Genomic DNA, 18,462 nt, shown 5'->3' with positions numbered 1-18,462 from the left:
TCTGCGCCGGAAGTGGGGCGAATTATAGACAGATCACAGAGGGCGTCAACCGTTATTTTGAACTTTCTTCAGAAACCAGGGTAATGCGCCCGAAAGCCTTCTTACCGGCCTGGCAGACGTGAGTTGCACCTAGCTTGAATACAAAGCCGCGATCCACCACCTCACCATCTATACGTACACCACCAGATGCCAGCAGATCGCGAGCGACCGCAGCGTTCTTTACCAGCCCTGCTTTATTAAGGACGGCCGAGATCGGCATATCCTCTGTAGCAGCCACGGAGATCTCCGGCAGATCGTCTGGCAACTCGCCTTCCTTCATACGGTTGCCCGCAGAACGATGCGCATTGGCGGCAGCTTCTTCACCATGGAAACGGGCGACCAGCTCTTCGGCCAGCTTGATTTTGATATCACGCGGATTGGCACCCGCTTCACAATCAGCCTTCAAGCCATTGATCTCTTCCATCGAACGGAAGCTCAGCAGTTCGAAGTAGCGCCACATCAGCGAGTCCGGAATCGATACCAGCTTGCTGTACATAATACCCGGCGCTTCCTGAATACCAACGTAGTTGCCCAGCGACTTGGACATCTTCTTCACGCCATCCAGGCCTTCCAGCAGCGGCATGGTCAGAATGCATTGCGGCTCCTGCCCATAAGCGCGCTGAAGCTCGCGCCCCATCAGCAGGTTGAATTTCTGATCAGTACCACCCAGTTCGACGTCAGCCTTCAAGGCCACTGAGTCGTAACCCTGCACCAGCGGGTAAAGGAATTCGTGGATGGCGATGGACTGGTTGCTTTTATAGCGCTTGTCGAAATCGTCACGCTCAAGCATACGGGCGACCGTGTACTGCGAAGACAATCGAATGAAGTCAGCCGGGCTCAGCTTGTCCATCCAGGTGGAGTTGAACGCCACCTCGGTTTTGGCCGGATCGAGAATCTTGAAAACCTGAGACTTGTAGGTTTCGGCGTAGTCGAGAACCTGCTCGCGAGTAAGCGGCGGACGCGTGGCGCTTTTGCCGCTCGGGTCGCCGATCATGCCGGTGAAATCACCGATCAGGAAGATGATCTGATGCCCCAGGTCCTGAAACTGGCGCAGCTTATTAATAAGCACCGTGTGCCCAAGGTGCAGATCGGGCGCTGTCGGGTCGAAACCAGCCTTGATACGCAGTGGCTGGCCACGCTTCAGCTTCTCGACCAGTTCGGCCTCGACCAGGAGTTCATCTGCACCGCGCTTGATCAGCGCCAGCTGCTCTTCAACCGACTTCATTTCAGTCCCCAATTCAAAGGGAACCAACCTTACAAGATCAGAGCCCAATTACAAGTTTTGCCCAGCGTTCGCCTGCGAATCAGTGACTGATACGCGGGAAGGGTTGCTTCGAGCAGGTTTTGGTTATATTTTATACAGTTATTTCATCTTCATCATGTCATTCATCTTTTCCATTTCACCTTTTTCAAAGTCAAATTACCTATGAAAGACACACCGCCTAAAGCGCCCCCGCTTTATCCGAAGAGTCACCTGCTCGCTGCAAGCGGCATTGCCGCATTGTTGAGCCTGGCTCTCCTGGTTTTCCCTTCCAGCGAAGTTGAAGCCAAACGAACGAACCTTTCCCTTGATCTGGAGATGCCGGATCAGGACGTACAAGACCAAGACGCTCCAGACGCTGCTCAAGCCACACCTGAAACCACTGAATCGCCATTTGCCCAGATCGACAATGCCGATGACCAGGCTCAAGACACCGCCACAGCACAGTCTGACGCAGAAAAGCCGGCACCAGCCAAAGACCCTAACCATCGGGAAGTGATCGTCAGCAAGGGCGACACGCTTTCGACTCTGTTCGAAAAAGTCGGGCTGCCAGCCGCTACCGTTCATGAAGTACTGGCCAGCGACAAGCAGGCCAAGCAGTTCACCAAGCTGCAGAACGGGCAAACCCTGCAGTTCGAACTATCGCCGGACGGCCAGCTCAAGCAACTGCATACCAAACTCAGCGAGCTCGAGACCATCAGCCTCTCGAAATCGGCTTCCGGCTTCGTTTTCAATCGCGAGATCAGCAAGCCCAATGTGCGCAATGCGTATGTGCATGGCGTGATCAACAGCTCACTTTCGCAATCCGCGCAGCGCGCTGGCCTGACTCATAGCATGACAATGGACATGGCCAACATCTTCGGCTACGACATCGACTTCGCGCAGGACATCCGCAAGGGTGACGAGTTTGACGTGGTGTATGAGCAGAAAGTGGTCAACGGCAAAAGCGTCGGCACAGGCAATATCCTGTCCGCTCGCTTTACAAACCGCGGCAAGACCTACACCGCCGTTCGTTACACCAACAAGCAAGGCAATACCAATTACTACACTGCCGACGGCAACAGCATGCGCAAGGCATTCATCCGCACCCCGGTAGACTTTGCCCGCATCAGCTCCATGTTTTCGATGGGTCGCAAACACCCTATCCTCAACAAGATCCGTGCGCACAAGGGCGTCGACTATGCGGCGCCACGCGGTACGCCGATCAAGGCAACCGGCGACGGCAAGGTTCTGCTCGCTGGCCGTCGCGGCGGTTACGGCAATACCGTCATCATCCAGCACGGCGATACCTACCGCACGCTGTACGGTCATATGCAAGGCTTTGCCAAAGGCATACAAACCGGCGGAACCGTTAAACAGGGCCAGGTAATCGGCTATATTGGAACTACCGGCTTGTCTACCGGCCCGCACTTGCACTATGAATTTCAGGTCAATGGCGTTCACGTAGACCCGCTGGGCCAGAAGCTTCCGATGGCGGATCCGATCGCCAAATCCGAAAAACAGCGGTTCATGCAACAAAGCCAGCCGTTGATGGCGCGCATGGATCAGGAAAAGGCCACCACGCTGGCCTCGAATAAAAGGTAATCCATGGACTTCTTCTATATAGGTGTGATGTCCGGCAGCAGTCTCGATGGGATTGATATCGCCCTTTTGAAGCAGGATGACCGCTCAAGGCTTCTGGCTACTCACTACATCCCGATGCCGGAAGATCTGCATGCCGAACTGCTGGGGCTTTGCTCCAGTGGCGTCGATGAGCTTGCACGCGCAGCAATCGCCGAGCAGAAGTGGTGCAGGCTGGTCGCACAGGGCGTGCAGACCTTGCTTGAAGATCAAAACATGGTGCCTGCTCAGATTCGCGCCATTGGCAGCCACGGCCAGACTATTCGTCATGAACCTGCGCGCGGCTACAGCATTCAGATCGGCAACCCGGCGCTGCTGGCAGAGCTGACAGAAATCACTGTGGTAAGCGATTTTCGTCGTCGCGACATCGCCGCAGGCGGACAGGGTGCGCCGCTCGTGCCCGCCTTCCACGAAGCACTGTTCGACGATAACAAAGACCACCGCGCTGTATTGAACATCGGCGGCTTCAGCAATCTGAGCCTGATCGAATCCGATCGCCCGGTCGAAGGCTTCGATTGCGGTCCAGGCAACGTGCTGCTGGATGCCTGGATACAATCCCAGCGCCATGAAAGCTACGACAAGGACGGGGCATGGGCGGCGAGCGGCGAGGTTGATCAAGCGCTTCTCAAGAAGCTGCTCAGCGATCAGTTTTTCCTGACCAAAGGCCCAAAAAGCACCGGTCGGGAAGTGTTCAACCTGGGTTGGGTGCACCATCATCTGTTCCAGCTGCCAACGTTGACACCTGAAGACGTGCAAGCCACGCTGCTGGAACTGACTGCATTGACCATCACAGAGTCCCTGCAATCGGCACAAGCGATCACCAAGGAGCTTCTGGTCTGTGGCGGCGGCGCACATAACAAGGCGCTGATGAAACGCCTTGCAGAGCTATTGCCTGACACAGAGGTCAGCAGTACCGAGAAGTTCGGCGTGGACCCTGACTGGGTTGAGGCCATGGCATTTGCCTGGCTGGCTCATTGCTGCCTCGAAGGCGTACCGGCCAACCGCCCAACGGTAACCGGCGCTAAAGGCAGACGTGTTCTGGGCGCGATCTACCCCGCCTGACCTCGTGCCTGAACGCAAAACGCCGCTCAATGAGCGGCGTTTTTGTTTACAACAAGCTTCAATCAGATCGAGAACGACGAGCCACAACCACAGGTCGTGGAAGCATTAGGGTTTTTGATCACGAATCGCGAACCCTCAAGTCCTTCCTGATAATCGACCTCTGCGCCAGCCAGGTACTGGAAGCTCATCGGATCGACAACCAGACTTACGCCCTCGCGCTCGACGATAGTGTCATCGTCGGCCACGTCTTCATCAAACGTAAAGCCATACTGAAAACCTGAACAACCACCACCTGTAACGAATACACGCAGTTTGAGACGATCATTGCCCTCTTCGTCGACCAGGGTTTTCACCTTGTGCGCTGCATTCGGAGTGAACTCCAAAGCGGTAGGCGTGAAGGATTCGACACTCATGTCAGATATCTCCCGGCGTTAGCCGTCGTAATGCGTAATGACGGCATTATCCGCTTCTCCTAGAAAATCGGTCAACTATTTGCTGGACGGCGGCAGTGCTTACGGCATCATGCCCGCGTGAGACAAACCGGCGCGCTCATCAAGACCAAACAGGATGTTCATATTCTGAACCGCCTGACCTGACGCGCCTTTGACCAGATTGTCGATAACCGACAGCACGACAACCAGATCGCCGCCCTGCGGACGGTGTACCGCGATGCGGCAAACGTTGGCTCCGCGCACACTGCGGGTCTCGGGATGGCTGCCAGCGGGCATTACATCCACAAAAGGCTCGTCGGCGTAGCGCTTCTCGAACAGCGCTTGCAGGTCCACCGAACGATCAGCGACTGTCGCATAGAGGGTGGAATGAATGCCACGAATCATCGGCACCAGATGCGGAACAAACGTCAGGCCGATATCACCGCCCGCAGCGCGACGCAGGCCCTGAGTGATTTCAGGCAGGTGACGATGGCCCTTCACGGCGTAGGCCTTGAAGCTTTCATTGGCTTCCGAATACAGAGAACCAATGCTCAGGCCACGTCCGGCACCGCTCACGCCAGATTTGCAGTCGGCAATAAGGCGAGTGTTGTCGGCAATGCCCGCCTCAAGCAACGGCAGGAAACCCAGTTGTGTAGCTGTCGGATAGCAACCCGGCACGGCGATGAGCCGAGCATTCTTGATCTGTTCGCGATTGACTTCCGGCAATCCGTAAACCGCATCCTGCAGCAGCTGCGGAGCACCGTGCGGCTGGCTATACCATTTGGCCCACTCGACCGGGTCCTGCAGACGGAAGTCGGCAGACAGGTCGATCACCTTGGTGCCTGCCGCAAGCAGTTCACCGGCCAGTGCATGAGCGACACCGTGGGGCGTGGCGAAGAACACCACGTCACAGGCACCCAGGGTTTTCACGTCAGGTACGCTGAAAGCCAGGCCGTCGTAGTGCCCGCGCAGGTTCGGGTACATCTCGGCGACTGGCATGCCGGCCTCCGAGCGCGAGGTAATGACCACTACTTCTGCCTGCGGATGCTGTGCCAACAGACGCAGCAGCTCGACCCCGGTGTAACCCGTGCCGCCGACAATACCGACCTTGACCATAACCTGCCCTCAACGAAACAACTGGAAAGCGGTCGATAATAGGAGCCTATCGCCTCTGCGACAACCGACAACGTGACGTACGGACGCACAAGACACTACTATTCGGCCACCGTGAACCTGGGAATAATCAAAAATGCTCTATCTATGGGTCAAAGCGCTGCATGTCATTTCAATGGTCTGCTGGTTTGCAGCCCTGTTCTATCTACCAAGACTGTTCGTCTATCACTCGATGAGTGAGGACACGGTCAGCCGCGAGCGCTTCATGGTGATGGAACGCAAGCTATACCGAGGCATCATGACCCCGGCGATGATCGCAACGCTGGTCTTCGGCGGCTGGCTGATCAGCTTTGACGTCAGCGGCTATTTCAGTCAGGGCTGGATGCACGCGAAGCTGGCACTGGTGTTCCTGCTGATCGGCTATCACCATGTCTGTGGCGCACAGGTCAAACGCTTTGCACGTGGAGAAAATGGCCGCAGCCATGTGTTCTATCGCTGGTTCAACGAGATTCCTGTGCTGATCCTGATCGCTATCGTCATTCTGGTCATCGTCAAACCCTTCTGACCGGAAAGCATTCGGCCTCTCCAGTAACACACCAGGGCGCTCGGCTTTACGCAATGTGTAACGCAAGCGCCCGGTACTGTCCCCAACCACAAGACAAGGAAGCCCTGTATGGCCGATTCCCTCTTCAAGATTGTATTTGAAGGACAGGTGCGTGAAGGCGTCGAGCTTGATACCGCGAAGGCCAACCTTGCGGGGTTGTTCAAAAGTGAAGCTCGCGCAGTGCAAAAGTTGTTCAACGGCCAGCCCGTTGCGCTCAAGCGCGGGCTGACCCATACGGATGCTGAGCGCTACCTGAAGGCACTTAATGACGCAGGCGTCGAAGCACGCATCGAACCTGACAGCGACATCAGCCTGAGCCTCAATGAAATAGCCAGCGCGCCGCCACAAAAACCCGCGCATCTGGAAATATCGCCCTATGCGCCGCCCAAAGCACAGGTTGGCGGTGATCAGCCAGAGCATTCGACTCTAAAAGTCCTGAGCATAAACGGGCGCATTGGGCGTTTGCGTTATCTGGCCTGGAGCCTGGTATTGAGCGCAGCGGCACTGGCGCTGGTTGCCGTGTGTCTGCTGACGATGAACGAGTCACTGGTCGCTGGCGGGCTGCTGAGCGCAGTGGTGCTCGTGGTGTTTGCAGTCATCGGTGCACAGATCGGTATACAACGGCTGCACGACCTGGGCTGGTCGGGCTGGCTTTTACTGCTGACGATGGTGCCCTTCATAGGCAGCGTCTTCCCGTTCCTCATGGTCCTGCTGCCGGGTACAAAAGGCCCCAATCAGTTCGGCCCACCGCCACCGCCGAACTCGAAAGGCGTAAAGACGCTGGCCGTTCTGTGGTTGTTGCTGCTACCGATTATTCTGATCGGCCTCACTGCCGGAGGCGCAGGAATGCTGCGCGACGAGCTGGAATTGCAGACCGACGAGTACGAGCAATCCCTCCCGTACGACGATGAACAAGACCAGGACAGTGCCTTGATCGTGCCGGTGGATGTCAACAAAGAGCTCAAAGAAACACAGTGACACGTAATAGACTGCTCACGGTTCGGCAGACTGCCGGGCGCAATATGCTCAATGGAGAAATGCATGACCCGTTACGCCCTGATCACCGGCGCGTCCAGCGGCATAGGCCTGGCGATGGCCGAAGCGCTGGCACGCCGTGGTCGCAGCCTGATTCTGGTCGCCCGTCAGCGCGACCTGCTGGAAACAATTGCACTGGAATTGACTCAGCGTTTTGGCGTGGAAGTGCTGTTTCGTGCATGCGACCTGGGCGAACCGCTGCGACTCTCGGGCTTTCTGCTGGAGCTGGAAGACGGTGCCCACCAGATCGATCTGCTGGTCAACGCTGCGGGCATCGGCACGTGCGGACCTTTTCTGGCGCAGGACTGGAGCGCCGAGCAGGACCTGATCGACCTGAACATCCTCGCTCTGACGCGCCTGTGCCATACGGTCGGCAACCTCATGGCCATTCAGGGTGGTGGGCAGATACTCAATGTCGCCTCGGTGGCGGCTTTCCAGCCAGGGCCGTGGATGAGCACCTACTACGCGAGCAAAGCGTATGTGCTGCATTTTTCCGAGGGGCTGCGCGAGGAAGTGAAGAAGGCCGGGGTGAAGGTCTCGGTGTTGTGCCCCGGCCCGACCCGAACGGCTTTTTTCCGTACCGCGCAGTTGCAGGTCAATGTCGACAACCTGATGAGCCCCGAAGAAGTGGCCCTGTATACCGTTCGCGCACTGGCAAAGGACCGTGCAGTGATCATCCCCGGCTTCAGCACCCGACTATGGACGCTCAGCCCGCGCCTGGTCTCGCGCTGGCTGGCCCGCCAGATCAGCGGTTACATCAACAGGAAGTACTGCCCACGCTGACAGACAAACGACTGGGCGAGCGGCGTCTCGCTCAGTACACTCAGGCGCACTGCTGCACAGCGATACCCTGCGACGACCATCAACCGACAAGGAGCAAACGGCCGTGGAAACTTTGTTCACCAAGATCATCAATCGGGAAATTCCGGCGAAGATCATCTACGAAGATGACCAGGTACTGGCTTTTCACGACATCGCCCCACAGGCACCCGTGCATTTTCTGGTTATCCCGAAAAAGCCCATTCGGACCCTGAACGATCTGACCGAAGAAGACAAAGGCCTGGCGGGGCATATCCTGTTCACAGCGCAGCGTCTGGCCCTTGAACTGGGTTGTGAAGAAGGCTTCCGCGTGGTCATGAACTGCAATGATCTGGGCGGACAGACCGTTTATCACATTCACATGCATGTACTCGGTCAGCGTCAGATGAACTGGCCGCCGGGCTGATCCCACGTTTCCGGGCTTTGCAGCCGGTCAGCGGCCGTTATGTTCGCTGGCCGGTCGACACAAGCCCCTGCTGCCTGCGGCCGATTCGGGTAAACTGCCCACATGATCTTCCGGAGGTGCCCATGGCTACCGAACGTCACTATTCCCCCCTCGACCGTCTGCTACTGCAAGCCGATAGCGCAATGCGCACATTGCTGCCATTGAGCGCACATCCGCAGCGCCCCTCCCCTGCGGTTGTCCAGCCCGATCACAAGATGAGCGACGTCGACACACGCCACGTTGCAGGCCTGATGCGCATCAACCATACCGGTGAAGTCTGCGCCCAGGCGCTGTACCAGGGGCAGGCGCTGACAGCGAAGCTGCCCAAGGTGCGCAAGGCGATGGAGCATGCGGCTGAAGAGGAAATCGATCACCTGGTCTGGTGCGAACAGCGCATTCATCAGCTTGGCAGCCATACCAGCGTGCTGAACCCGCTGTTCTACGGCCTGTCATTCGGGATCGGTGCGGTAGCCGGCGTTATCAGCGACCGGGTCAGCCTGGGTTTCGTCGCGGCGACAGAGGATCAGGTCTGCAAGCACTTGAGTGAGCACCTTGAGCAATTGCCGAGCGAAGACGGAAAGTCGCGGGCCATTCTGGAACAGATGCTTAATGATGAAGAACACCATGCCGAGTCAGCGCTGGAAGCAGGCGGCTTTCGCTTCCCGGCACCGGTCAAGTTTGGCATGAGCATATTGGCCAAGGTCATGACCAAGTCGACTTATCGCATCTGACGACGCATCAGGACGGATAAGGACGAATAAAAAAGGCGCCTGCATCAGGCGCCTTTTTAATGTCCGGAATCCGGGCTTATACGGCTACGTTACGGCCGTAGAAGATTTCCAGCATTTCGTGTTTGACCTTGGCGGTCACTTGTTCGCGCTGCTCGGCAGACAAGTTGCTGGTCGCGTCGCCGAACAGGTAGTTATCCAGTTCGAACTGCTTGAGCAGCATCTTGGTGTGGAACAGGTTTTCCTGATACACGTTCACGTCGGTCATCTGGTAACCGTTGCGCGTGTCTTCGGACAGGTAATTCTGGATCGAGTTGATTTCATGATCGATGAAGTGCTTCTTGCCTTCAACGTCACGGGTAAAGCCGCGCACGCGATAATCGACGGTCACGATATCCGACTCGAACTTGTGAATCAGGTAATTCAACGCCTTGAGCGGTGAAATAACGCCACAGGTCGACACATCGATATCCACGCGGAACGTGGCGATGCCATCTACCGGGTGAATTTCCGGGTAGGTATGAACCGTGATGTGGCTCTTGTCCAGGTGCGCCAGGATGGTTTCCGGCAGTGGACCTGGCGACTCTTCGATCTGGCTTTCGGTAGGCGTCACCGGCTGCTCGGAGATCAGAATGGTCACACTGGCACCTTGTGGATCGTAATCCTGACGTGCAATGTTCAGGATGTTGGCACCAATGATATCGACAACATCAGTCAGAATCCGCGTCAGGCGTTCTGCGTCGTACACACTGTTGATGTATTCGACATACGCCTGCTGGTCCTGCGGGGTTTCCGCATAGCAGATGTCATAAATGTTGAAGCTCAAGGTCTTTGTCAGGTTATTGAACCCGTGGAGCTTGAGTTTGCTTTTCACCGTTAAAAACTCTCTATATGGGTGCGGCGCCAGCCGCGTGATCAAGCATGCCCGTCAGTTGAGTCCGGCTCATCTGCGTAGGACGGTTAACACCTCTTCGCGTTGGCGATTTTGGTTGTCTGTTCGGGCCGGCAGCAGAAAACCAGTACATGCTGCGCCCTGAAAAAGTGGCGCATTATGCAGACGTCCGAAGCCGTCTGCCAGAGTGTGCGCCGTTTTTATGATCGTTGGATGTCTGGCGTTCAGGTCAACTCGATAATTTCATAATCGTGAGTGATCTCCACACCCGCGTTTCCGAGCATTATAGAAGCAGAGCAATACTTCTCCGCTGACAACTCGATAGCCCGTTTGACCTGAGCTTCTTTCAGGCCGCGGCCCTTGACGACGAAGTGCAGGTGAATTTTGGTGAACACTTTCGGATCTTCATCCGCGCGCTCGGCGTCAAGAAATGCCTCGCAGCTTTCCACTGGCTGGCGCGACTTCTTCAGGATGCTCACCACGTCAAAGTTGCTGCAGCCGCCCAGACCGATCAACACCATTTCCATCGGGCGTACACCCAGGTTGCGGCCACCGCTTTCAGGCGGGCCGTCCATCACTACCACATGACCGCTGCCGGATTCGCCGAGGAACATGGCTTCGCCAGCCCATTGAATGCGTGCCTTCATCGCCAGGACTCCACTGTAAAAAAGGGGTCGCCAGCTTAGCACAGCGCCAAACGCTGCCTGGACGCATTGGAAAAATGCTTTTCGTAGGAAACGCGTAGGAATATTCGCAAATAGCTTCCTACACGTCTGGAAAAGCTGGTGAGAATGCAGGCGCAGCCGATACCTACAGGTATGCCATTTGGCCATACACCTTATTTCGGAAGTCACGCATGGTCGCAATAACTTTTACGCCCAAAGCAAACAGTCTCGACAAGCTGCTGCCCCATGCGGAACGCCGCCGCTGCCCCGCCAAAAGCAACATCATCAATGCGGGTGATCGCTCTGAGTCGCTGTTTCTGATCTTGAAAGGCTCAGTCACGGTTCTGATCGAAGATGACGAAAGACGCGAGATGATCGTCGCCTATCTCAACAGCGGGGATTTTTTTGGTGAACTAGGTCTGTTTGAGCAGCCGGGACGCGAATCCGTGCGCAGCGCATGGGTGCGAGCCAAGACCGAATGCGAAGTGGCCGAGATTTCATACGGCGCCTTCCGCGAGCTGACCCGCCAGGAGCCGGAAATTCTCTACGCTTTGGGCAGTCAGATGGCCGAGCGCCTGCGCAACACCACACGCAAGGTCGGTGATCTGGCGTTTCTCGATGTCACCGGGCGAGTAGCTCGCACGTTGCTTGAGCTGTGCAAGCAGCCAGATGCAATGACCCACCCGGACGGGATGCAGATCAAGATTACCCGCCAGGAGATCGGACGCATCGTAGGCTGTTCAAGAGAAATGGTGGGGCGCGTGCTCAAAGCCCTGGAAGAGCAGAGCCTGGTCAACGTCAAGGGAAAAACGATGGTGGTGTACGGTACGCGCTGAACCTCTGCCAGTCAGAGTTCAGCGAGTAGCTGCCGATAGGCCTGCGCCAGGCGAGACAGAACGTCGACATCCGGAAACACTTCGTGCAAGGCAACGTGGCTTTCGGCCCGAATACGTGGCTCAAGCTCACAAAGCTCGTTGAAGCGGTTGACCGCTCCCGCCATCTGTACACGTTCATCATCCAGCAGCAATGCGCCGTGGGCCAACACCACAGGACGCGTTCCGCCCTGACTCTGCCGCCAGCGCTGGGCTGTTCCGACCATCTTGCGACCATCAAGGTTGACGTTGAAGCGGCCGTCACAGAATGCACCTGCCACTTCGCCCAATGAAGCCTGGCCGCCCAATTCGACCAGCAGGTCGAGCAGCGGCTGGCACAAGCGCAGGTAGGCGGTTTCTATGCGGTCACGATCAACATCAGCAGCGGGCTGTGCATAGACCAGTGCGATATTCACCGTGGAAGAGGATTGTGGCACCGGCTCACCACCGGTTTCACGCAACAACACGGGCCATCCGTTGTCAGCCAGAGTCTCGCTGGCCTCGACAAAACCCGGCAAGCGGCTCATGCGCCGCGGCATGACCAGCGCCCGATCAGTAGGTCGCCAGAACAGCAAACCATGATCGGCAGCGCCGGAGCACACAGCCGCCAGAAGGTCCTGCTCGGCCTGCAAGCCTTGTTCGACGCAGATGTCGATGATCGAGTCTTGCATGCCGGACCTCAGCGTGGTGTTCAGTTCAGTCAGTCGATGGACGGGCCGCTCGCCGCAAGCTTGCGCTCCGGAAAGAACAGCCGCTGCAACTCGGCGCCCGGGTGTTCGGCGCGCATGAAAGCCTCGCCCACCAGGAACGAATAGACATCGTTGATTTCCATCAGCTCGACATCCGCACGATTGAGAATGCCGCTTTCGGTAATGACCAAGCGATCACGCGGGATGCGCGGTAGCAACTCCAGCGTGGTTTCCAGGCTCACTTCAAAGGTGTGGAGGTTGCGATTGTTGACACCCACCAGCGGTGTATCAAGCGTCTTGAGTGCGCGCTCCAGCTCGTCGCCGTCGTGCACCTCGACCAGTACGTCCAGCCCGACACGCTTGGCAACGTCGGCCAGCTCAGCCATTTGCGCGTCTTCCAGTGCCGACACGATCAGCAGAATGCAGTCAGCGCCCAGCGCGCGAGCCTCGACCACTTGATAAGGATCGATCATGAAATCCTTACGGATCACCGGCAAATTGCACGCCGCCCGCGCTTCCTGAAGATAGGCATCGGAACCCTGAAAGAAATCGACATCAGTGAGCACTGAAAGACAGGTAGCGCCTCCCGCCTGATAACTTCTGGCGATCTCGCCCGGCAGAAAATTCTCCCGGATAACGCCTTTGCTTGGAGACGCCTTTTTGACTTCTGCGATGACGGCAGGCAGCTTCAACCTGGCCTGAGTGATCAGCGCGTTGGCAAAGCCACGTGGCGCATCGACGCTGGCGACCTGTTGTTCAAGTTCGGCGAGGCTGACAATTGCTCGACGGGCCGCAATTTCCTCGGCCTTTCGGACAAGAATCTTTTCCAGTACGGTTGGCACGCTCATGCTTCGTTCTCCTGTTTGAATACTGCCGTGAAGGCACCCAACTCTTCCAGCTTTTCCCGCGCAAGGCCGGTGTGCAGGGCATCGTGTGCCAAGGCCACACCCTCTTTCAGGCTGGTCGCATGATCGGCAGCATAGAGCGCGGCACCGGCATTAAGCACGATCATTTCCGCGGCTTTCTGCCCGTTCTCGGTCTTGCGTCGCCCAAGCGCATCACGAATCAGTTCCAGCGAAACTGCCGGACTTTCCACAGCGAGGCCATACAGACTCTGGCTTTTGATGCCCAGGTCTTCGGGCTGTACCCAGTATTCAGTCACTTCGCCATTTTTCAGCTCGGCAACGAAGGTCGGCGCGGCCAGACTGAACTCGTCCAGGCCGTCCTGCGAGTGCACCACCAGCACATGCTTGCTGCCCAAACGCAGCAGCACCTCGGCCAGCGGCCGGCACAACGCCTGATTGAACACACCGACGATCTGGTGACGAACGCCCGCCGGATTGGTCAGCGGACCAAGCATATTGAACAGTGTGCGCAGCCCCAGCTCGCGGCGCGGCCCGGCAGTGTGCTTCATAGCCGTGTGATGAGACTGGGCGAACATGAAACCGATGCCCACGCTGTCAATGCAGCGAGCCACCTGAACAGGCGTAAGGTTCAGATAAACCCCGGCGGCTTCCAGCAGGTCGGCGCTGCCGCTCTTGCCCGACACGGCGCGGTTGCCGTGTTTGGCCACCGTGCAGCCAGCAGCTGCGATGACAAAAGCCGACGCCGTGGACACGTTGAAAATATTTGCGCCGTCACCGCCAGTGCCAACGATGTCTACAACGCCATCCAGTGTTTTCAGCTCAACACTGCTGGCCAGCTCACGCATGACCGAAACAGCACCGACGATCTCATCGATGGTTTCACTCTTCATGCGCATGCCCATCAGAAACGCACCGATCTGCGCTTCGGTGCATTGGCCGGTCATGATCTCGCGCATGACGTCGCGCATCTCGTCAGTGGTCAGGTCCAGCTGGTTGACCACGCGGTTCAGCGCGCTTTTGATGTTCATGGGGGTAGTCATAAAAAATCCTTAGCCCTGACGATGGCCGCCGCTCTGCTTGAGAAAGTTGGCGAACAGCTCGTGGCCCTGCTCGGTCAGAATCGACTCAGGGTGAAACTGTACCCCTTCCACGTTCAACGTTTTGTGACGCAGGCCCATTATCTCGTCAACCGAGCCGTCTTCCAGCGCAGTCCAGGCGGTCACTTCCAGGCACTCGGGCAAGGTATCGCTTTTTACCACCAGCGAGTGGTAGCGGGTTACTACCAGTGGATGATTAAGGCCTTCGAACACGCCGCCGTCCTGATGCACCACCGGGCTGGTTTTGCCGTGCATCACCTGACGCGCACGCACCACATCGCCACCAAAGGCCTGCCCGATGGACTGATGCCCCAGGCACACACCCAGAATCGGCAGTTTGCCCGCGAAATGTTTGATCACTTCAAGCGAGACACCGGCTTCATTGGGTGTGCACGGGCCAGGCGAGACCACGATGCGCTCGGGGTTCAGGGCCTCGATCTGTTCAATGGTCAGTTCGTCGTTACGAATGACTTTGACATCGGCCCCCAGCTCACCGAGGTACTGCACGACGTTGTAGGTGAACGAATCGTAGTTATCGATCATCAGCAGCATTTTGCTATCAACCTTTTGATTTACTGACTTGATTCAGGCCTTCCGGATTCTGCTTCACTCATGCATCCCCTTGTCAGCCATAAGGCCGGGGGACGGAGAAAAACATCACAAAATCGAAGGCATACAGGTACGGGACCGGCAGGGCCGGCAAGGAAATAGTCAGGCGCGCCAACGCCAACGGGCGTGAGCCTTGATAACGCGCATCAAGAGTTTGCTGACAGTCGTCACGGAAGGGGTCTCATCGGTACGTTTCGGGACATTAGCGTACCGAACCGACCGGTGCAATATGAATGTACCGGGCTGCGCCGATTGAAAAGCGGTTAAAGGCTGAAAAGAGGGCCGCGCCTCCTTGTGGAGGCGGGATTGAGGCAGGGACACGATGGCCGAGGGTGGGGAGCCGAGAGGAACATCAGTGCGCAATCTCGCGCACGTAGGCTTGGCAGGCCTTCAAAGCGATCAATCCCTGATCGCCGTGGTCGGTGATGGCGACAATTCGTCCAGCAGCCGCTGGGTCAAGTTCGCCTCGCGAGCTTCCATGAACCACGCCGCCGGAACCGGAGGCGGTTGGCATTCCATCGCCACCGGTGGGGCCGGCAAGGAGGACTGACAGCCGCAAATCAGCGGTAGCCAGACGATCACGCAAGCGGGCCTGAGAAGTCTGTGCATCGCTCAATTCCTTATGAATGGTTGTATCGTTATCTTGCAGACGGAGTTCCAGCGCCCGCCTTCGCGCTTGTTCAGCGTTCTGCCAGTCGACGACCGCCAGCGCCGCCTGCTCGCGCTCTTGCTGCCAAGCCAGCGTTTGCGTAGACATTTGCAGACCATATTGAGCCGCCTGCCACTGCCAGGCGGCCCATGTACCCAGCCCTGACCCCAGCACGAATGCGAGGATCAGGAATCGCATCTCCAGCACTTTCACGGCAGCACCTCCAATGCCCGCTGGTAAAGCGCCTGCCGATCTGCCAGGCCATTGGTGCCTCCGTTGATACGCCGGGTGATCATCAGAAAATCACCCTTGTCTGCCAGCGCGTTGAGGTTGGCACGGTCCCAGAACCACGCTGCCGACATGGCGGCATGCTCCGGCTGTTCAAGCAGTTGCGGCTGGCGCAACAAGTCCAGCCCCAGCGCCTCCCCGCACGCTTCGTAGTTAGCCCGCCCCGTCACCTGAATCAGCCCGCGCCCTCGGTACAGTTGACCGTCGCCATCTGCCTCTGGCGTGTTGCCCAGACGCAGCGCCAACTGCCCGGTGTCGTACTTGGCCAGATAGCTGTCGCTACCCAGCTCGCGCACATAACGAAGCTGCCCGGATTCATGCCCGATCTGAGCGATGAACCCAGCGATACGCAGGCGGGTGTTGATGGCGTAAAGGGCCATGGCGGCGTTGAGCGCAGGAACAAAAACGCCGGCTTTAGGGCCGGCGTTGGGGAGGATTTTTAGTAGTTGTTGCTGGCTGATAGGCATCGGTCCTCCTATTAGGGGTTACAGGACTAACCCGCCCCCTGAGTCGATAAAATTCCCCTGTTTAAAAGCAAGTTGAACGGCAGATAAAACAACGCCCCGTCAATGCGGGGCGTTATGGCTTGGGCAGTTCGTCTTCACTTACGCCCCTTGGAATCGCGAGCTTTTCCGGAGGCCGCACGTCGACAAATGGCGTAGCAGGCGGAACGGGCCAATCGAACGACATAGGAAAGCCTGAGCGTGCGTCGAGCTGAGCAAGTTGCACCCGATAAAGCCTATACGCATCTAACTCAGCTTTCAGCACAGGCAGCGCTTCCCGTTGAGCCTCAGTAGCCAAACCCAATGCGACGGCATCTTGCAAAGTATCCAGCTCATTAGCCAATGCGTTGATTTTTTCCGTAGCCCCGGCCGAATAGCCGCCGCGCAGAATCATGACATGTGCCATGACCATCTCTTCGGTCGGCTCAAGAATCTCGCCAAATTCACCGGCGATTGCGCGATTGAAAAGATCTACGCCATGCGGCTCCGAGTCATCGGCGGAGGCAGCGAAAGGTACCTCGCCATACAAATCCTTGGTTTCCTCGAAGATTACCCAAAGAACAATGGATGTATGGGCCTGATCAGCCCAGCGAGGGTTGCGAGCGCTTGATACTGTGTTCATATGATTACCTTTACGAAACTCGTTGAAAGAGAGTGCGTTCACCGCTAGAGAAGGCGCCGTGTGCACGCCAGGTGCCTACGCCAATGAGGCCAGAGTTGTTACCAGCGCCATCGCCGCCGTTTGTGGAGCTATAAATCAGATTGGAACCCGCTATCATCCCTCCCTGATTGACTTGGCCCTGAGAAGAAATGACCCGCGCAAAAGCGTAAGAACCAATTGCACTCATACCCAACCCGGCAAGTTTCGTAGGCAGGTTGTAATCATTCGTCAGGTCGCCGAAGTCAGTGACATCTACTTGAAGGCGCAGGCTGCCGGCACTGTTATAGCCAAGGCGAACTTTGTTGGTCGACATGTTCGGGCCGCCGCCCTGTTCAATAGGCGGAAATCCCAGACGCGGCTGCAAGTAATAAACCTGGCCATCCGAAGCCCTGCGCATGTACGGAAGGTTTACGTCATTACCGGCAAACCCCACATATGAAATAGAATCCGCCATAGCCCGCTGTAAGTCACGGGCATCACTTTCAGCCTTTGTATACGCATTGGTAATGCCATACGCAGCAAGCGTACTGCCCCAATTGGCTTTGCTACCTGGATCGAAGTTGTTGGCGTACCAGAGAGTCCCCATATCAGTAGCATCAACGGTCGCCTTGAGACCGTTGTCCGACCAACCAATCTTCACAACATTATTGAGCTGCCCTACGCCAGTGCCCTGCTGAACGGGTGCGTAAAGCAATTTAGTCTGAAGCCAGCAGGTAGCGGAGTCAGAAGAACGTCGCATGTAGGGCTGTCCCAGAACTCCGCCTGCAAGCCCCACGTAAGAGATGGCATCGGCTAAAGCCCTGCTGTCCAAGCGCGTGTCAACTTCACTTTTGGCATACACCTCAGCCTTGGTGTACGCATCCGAAATACCATTACCGCTAAGTGTCGTAGGGTTACTCCCCACCTCAACCTGCCCGAACTTATTGACCTTGACCCGCGTGTAATCACCCGCGGCCACACCACTGCGTCCCAGCAGACGCTCGAACGCAAGGTCAGTTGTACCCAGCACCGGCACTGTCGTATTGACCAGCTGCCATACGGTGCCTGCGTTTTTCGTGCCAGCCTGCACCGGCACCAGATGACCCGGCGTGCATTCGGTGCTTTCGTTCGCATCCTGCGCACGTGCCCAGGCGCCTGCCGCGGCCACGTAAATCCAGTTCTGCGACGCAGTGTCCTGATTCTTGACCAGCACCCGATCACCGGCCACCAGCGTGACGTCATCAATGGTCTGCAAACCGCTCAGCCCAATGGAAACTGTCGTGGCGCAACGCACGGATTTTTTGTAATCGGATGCTGCCAGGCCAAGAATGGCTCGATGTAACTGGGTGACATCCTCCTCGTTAGGTACGAGACCAGCCCCCAGGATCACGTTCAAGATCTCCTGCGTCACCGAGTTGCCCCACTGCGCCGGGATCAGCGAACCAGGGGTGCCGGTTGCTGGGTTTTCATCTACAAACTTGCCGCTTGCCAAGCCTACGCCCGGCACACTCTTGGGATAATCCACATTGTGTTCC

General features: G+C 57.1%; 21 protein-coding genes. 8 read left to right on the top strand and 13 right to left on the bottom strand.

Features of this window, described 5'->3' with window-relative positions; translation table 11 throughout:
* Positions 1–52: 52 nt before the first annotated feature.
* Positions 53–1,264, bottom strand: coding sequence for a tyrosine--tRNA ligase (tyrS, locus tag RYC18_RS15225; RefSeq protein WP_057404113.1), 1,212 nt, complete (start codon positions 1,262–1,264; stop codon positions 53–55).
* Between the two features lie 201 nt (positions 1,265–1,465).
* Here tyrS and RYC18_RS15220 point away from each other — a divergent pair, with 201 nt between their 5' ends.
* Entirely contained in the window at positions 1,466–2,884 is a 1,419-nt protein-coding gene (locus RYC18_RS15220; protein WP_005743959.1) for a peptidoglycan DD-metalloendopeptidase family protein, read from the top strand.
* Between the two features lie 3 nt (positions 2,885–2,887).
* Positions 2,888–3,982 (top strand): anhydro-N-acetylmuramic acid kinase, encoded by a 1,095-nt coding sequence (locus tag RYC18_RS15215; RefSeq protein ID WP_002551954.1) that lies wholly within the window; start codon positions 2,888–2,890, stop codon positions 3,980–3,982.
* 62 nt (positions 3,983–4,044) lie between these two features.
* Here the strand turns inward: RYC18_RS15215 and erpA are convergent, their stop codons facing one another.
* Entirely contained in the window at positions 4,045–4,395 is a 351-nt protein-coding gene (gene erpA / locus RYC18_RS15210; RefSeq protein ID WP_002551953.1) for an iron-sulfur cluster insertion protein ErpA, read from the bottom strand.
* Between the two features lie 99 nt (positions 4,396–4,494).
* Positions 4,495–5,529: an N-acetyl-gamma-glutamyl-phosphate reductase gene (gene argC, locus RYC18_RS15205; RefSeq protein WP_057404114.1), complete on the bottom strand. Its 1,035-nt coding sequence runs from the start codon at positions 5,527–5,529 to the stop codon at positions 4,495–4,497.
* 133 nt (positions 5,530–5,662) lie between these two features.
* Between argC and hemJ the strand changes: the two genes are divergently transcribed.
* The 5 genes from hemJ (at position 5,663) to coq7 (ending at position 9,160) form a co-directional block, all read left to right on the top strand.
* Positions 5,663–6,091, top strand: coding sequence for a protoporphyrinogen oxidase HemJ (gene hemJ, locus RYC18_RS15200; protein WP_004660765.1), 429 nt, complete (start codon positions 5,663–5,665; stop codon positions 6,089–6,091).
* A gap of 108 nt (positions 6,092–6,199) precedes the next feature.
* Positions 6,200–7,108, top strand: a complete 909-nt coding sequence (locus tag RYC18_RS15195; protein ID WP_005743960.1) for a DUF805 domain-containing protein — start codon at positions 6,200–6,202, stop codon at positions 7,106–7,108.
* Positions 7,109–7,171: 63 nt separating this feature from the next.
* The gene (locus tag RYC18_RS15190; RefSeq protein ID WP_005743961.1) at positions 7,172–7,948 is read left to right on the top strand and encodes an SDR family NAD(P)-dependent oxidoreductase; all 777 of its coding nucleotides are present in this window, start codon (positions 7,172–7,174) and stop codon (positions 7,946–7,948) included.
* Positions 7,949–8,051: 103 nt separating this feature from the next.
* Positions 8,052–8,390: a histidine triad nucleotide-binding protein gene (locus RYC18_RS15185; RefSeq protein ID WP_004660762.1), complete on the top strand. Its 339-nt coding sequence runs from the start codon at positions 8,052–8,054 to the stop codon at positions 8,388–8,390.
* Between the two features lie 122 nt (positions 8,391–8,512).
* Positions 8,513–9,160: a 2-polyprenyl-3-methyl-6-methoxy-1,4-benzoquinone monooxygenase gene (gene coq7, locus RYC18_RS15180; protein WP_004660761.1), complete on the top strand. Its 648-nt coding sequence runs from the start codon at positions 8,513–8,515 to the stop codon at positions 9,158–9,160.
* A gap of 76 nt (positions 9,161–9,236) precedes the next feature.
* Here the strand turns inward: coq7 and speD are convergent, their stop codons facing one another.
* Together speD and RYC18_RS15170 are read right to left on the bottom strand one after the other, a co-directional pair.
* Entirely contained in the window at positions 9,237–10,031 is a 795-nt protein-coding gene (speD, locus tag RYC18_RS15175) for an adenosylmethionine decarboxylase (protein ID WP_002551946.1), read from the bottom strand.
* 242 nt (positions 10,032–10,273) lie between these two features.
* Positions 10,274–10,696 (bottom strand): OsmC family protein, encoded by a 423-nt coding sequence (locus RYC18_RS15170; protein WP_005743963.1) that lies wholly within the window; start codon positions 10,694–10,696, stop codon positions 10,274–10,276.
* Positions 10,697–10,905: 209 nt separating this feature from the next.
* Between RYC18_RS15170 and crp the strand changes: the two genes are divergently transcribed.
* Positions 10,906–11,550: a cAMP-activated global transcriptional regulator CRP gene (crp, locus tag RYC18_RS15165; RefSeq protein WP_005743964.1), complete on the top strand. Its 645-nt coding sequence runs from the start codon at positions 10,906–10,908 to the stop codon at positions 11,548–11,550.
* A gap of 11 nt (positions 11,551–11,561) precedes the next feature.
* Here the strand turns inward: crp and RYC18_RS15160 are convergent, their stop codons facing one another.
* From RYC18_RS15160 to RYC18_RS15125, 8 genes are all read right to left on the bottom strand, one after another.
* Positions 11,562–12,257, bottom strand: a complete 696-nt coding sequence (locus tag RYC18_RS15160) for a lipoyl protein ligase domain-containing protein (protein ID WP_117140599.1) — start codon at positions 12,255–12,257, stop codon at positions 11,562–11,564.
* A 29-nt stretch (positions 12,258–12,286) separates the two neighbouring features.
* Positions 12,287–13,123, bottom strand: coding sequence for an indole-3-glycerol phosphate synthase TrpC (gene trpC, locus RYC18_RS15155; protein WP_005781013.1), 837 nt, complete (start codon positions 13,121–13,123; stop codon positions 12,287–12,289).
* Complete coding sequence (gene trpD, locus RYC18_RS15150) at positions 13,120–14,169, bottom strand: anthranilate phosphoribosyltransferase (protein ID WP_004663830.1); 1,050 nt, start codon at positions 14,167–14,169, stop codon at positions 13,120–13,122. Before trpD ends, trpC begins: the two co-directional genes overlap by 4 nt.
* A 21-nt stretch (positions 14,170–14,190) precedes the next feature.
* Positions 14,191–14,790 (bottom strand): aminodeoxychorismate/anthranilate synthase component II, encoded by a 600-nt coding sequence (locus RYC18_RS15145; RefSeq protein WP_002551940.1) that lies wholly within the window; start codon positions 14,788–14,790, stop codon positions 14,191–14,193.
* 409 nt (positions 14,791–15,199) lie between these two features.
* Positions 15,200–15,709 carry a lysis system i-spanin subunit Rz gene (locus tag RYC18_RS15140; RefSeq protein WP_162883013.1) on the bottom strand — a complete coding sequence of 170 codons (510 nt, stop codon included), beginning with the start codon at positions 15,707–15,709 and terminating at the stop codon, positions 15,200–15,202.
* Positions 15,706–16,251 carry a glycoside hydrolase family 19 protein gene (locus RYC18_RS15135; protein ID WP_316886436.1) on the bottom strand — a complete coding sequence of 182 codons (546 nt, stop codon included), beginning with the start codon at positions 16,249–16,251 and terminating at the stop codon, positions 15,706–15,708. Before RYC18_RS15135 ends, RYC18_RS15140 begins: the two co-directional genes overlap by 4 nt.
* Before the next feature lie 112 nt (positions 16,252–16,363).
* Entirely contained in the window at positions 16,364–16,909 is a 546-nt protein-coding gene (locus RYC18_RS15130) for a hypothetical protein (protein ID WP_005758025.1), read from the bottom strand.
* Between the two features lie 10 nt (positions 16,910–16,919).
* Complete coding sequence (locus RYC18_RS15125) at positions 16,920–18,452, bottom strand: phage tail protein (protein ID WP_316886435.1); 1,533 nt, start codon at positions 18,450–18,452, stop codon at positions 16,920–16,922.
* Between the last annotated feature and the right edge of the window lie 10 nt (positions 18,453–18,462).

The sequence above is a fragment of the Pseudomonas syringae group sp. 247E2 genome, assembly GCF_032587795.1.
GTDB lineage: Bacteria > Pseudomonadota > Gammaproteobacteria > Pseudomonadales > Pseudomonadaceae > Aquipseudomonas > Aquipseudomonas amygdali.
This window is presented reverse-complemented; position numbering and strand designations above follow the sequence as displayed.

Coding starts and splice junctions, on each gene's coding strand:
- tyrS (WP_057404113.1), bottom strand. CDS start 1,264: ATGAAGTCGGTTGAAGAGCAGCTGGCGCTGATCAAGCGCGGTGCAGAT.
- RYC18_RS15220 (WP_005743959.1), top strand. CDS start 1,466: ATGAAAGACACACCGCCTAAAGCGCCCCCGCTTTATCCGAAGAGTCAC.
- RYC18_RS15215 (WP_002551954.1), top strand. CDS start 2,888: ATGGACTTCTTCTATATAGGTGTGATGTCCGGCAGCAGTCTCGATGGG.
- erpA (WP_002551953.1), bottom strand. CDS start 4,395: ATGAGTGTCGAATCCTTCACGCCTACCGCTTTGGAGTTCACTCCGAAT.
- argC (WP_057404114.1), bottom strand. CDS start 5,529: ATGGTCAAGGTCGGTATTGTCGGCGGCACGGGTTACACCGGGGTCGAG.
- hemJ (WP_004660765.1), top strand. CDS start 5,663: ATGCTCTATCTATGGGTCAAAGCGCTGCATGTCATTTCAATGGTCTGC.
- RYC18_RS15195 (WP_005743960.1), top strand. CDS start 6,200: ATGGCCGATTCCCTCTTCAAGATTGTATTTGAAGGACAGGTGCGTGAA.
- RYC18_RS15190 (WP_005743961.1), top strand. CDS start 7,172: ATGACCCGTTACGCCCTGATCACCGGCGCGTCCAGCGGCATAGGCCTG.
- coq7 (WP_004660761.1), top strand. CDS start 8,513: ATGGCTACCGAACGTCACTATTCCCCCCTCGACCGTCTGCTACTGCAA.
- RYC18_RS15170 (WP_005743963.1), bottom strand. CDS start 10,696: ATGAAGGCACGCATTCAATGGGCTGGCGAAGCCATGTTCCTCGGCGAA.
- crp (WP_005743964.1), top strand. CDS start 10,906: ATGGTCGCAATAACTTTTACGCCCAAAGCAAACAGTCTCGACAAGCTG.
- RYC18_RS15160 (WP_117140599.1), bottom strand. CDS start 12,257: ATGCAAGACTCGATCATCGACATCTGCGTCGAACAAGGCTTGCAGGCC.
- trpC (WP_005781013.1), bottom strand. CDS start 13,123: ATGAGCGTGCCAACCGTACTGGAAAAGATTCTTGTCCGAAAGGCCGAG.
- trpD (WP_004663830.1), bottom strand. CDS start 14,169: ATGAACATCAAAAGCGCGCTGAACCGCGTGGTCAACCAGCTGGACCTG.
- RYC18_RS15145 (WP_002551940.1), bottom strand. CDS start 14,790: ATGCTGCTGATGATCGATAACTACGATTCGTTCACCTACAACGTCGTG.
- RYC18_RS15135 (WP_316886436.1), bottom strand. CDS start 16,251: ATGCCTATCAGCCAGCAACAACTACTAAAAATCCTCCCCAACGCCGGC.
- RYC18_RS15130 (WP_005758025.1), bottom strand. CDS start 16,909: ATGAACACAGTATCAAGCGCTCGCAACCCTCGCTGGGCTGATCAGGCC.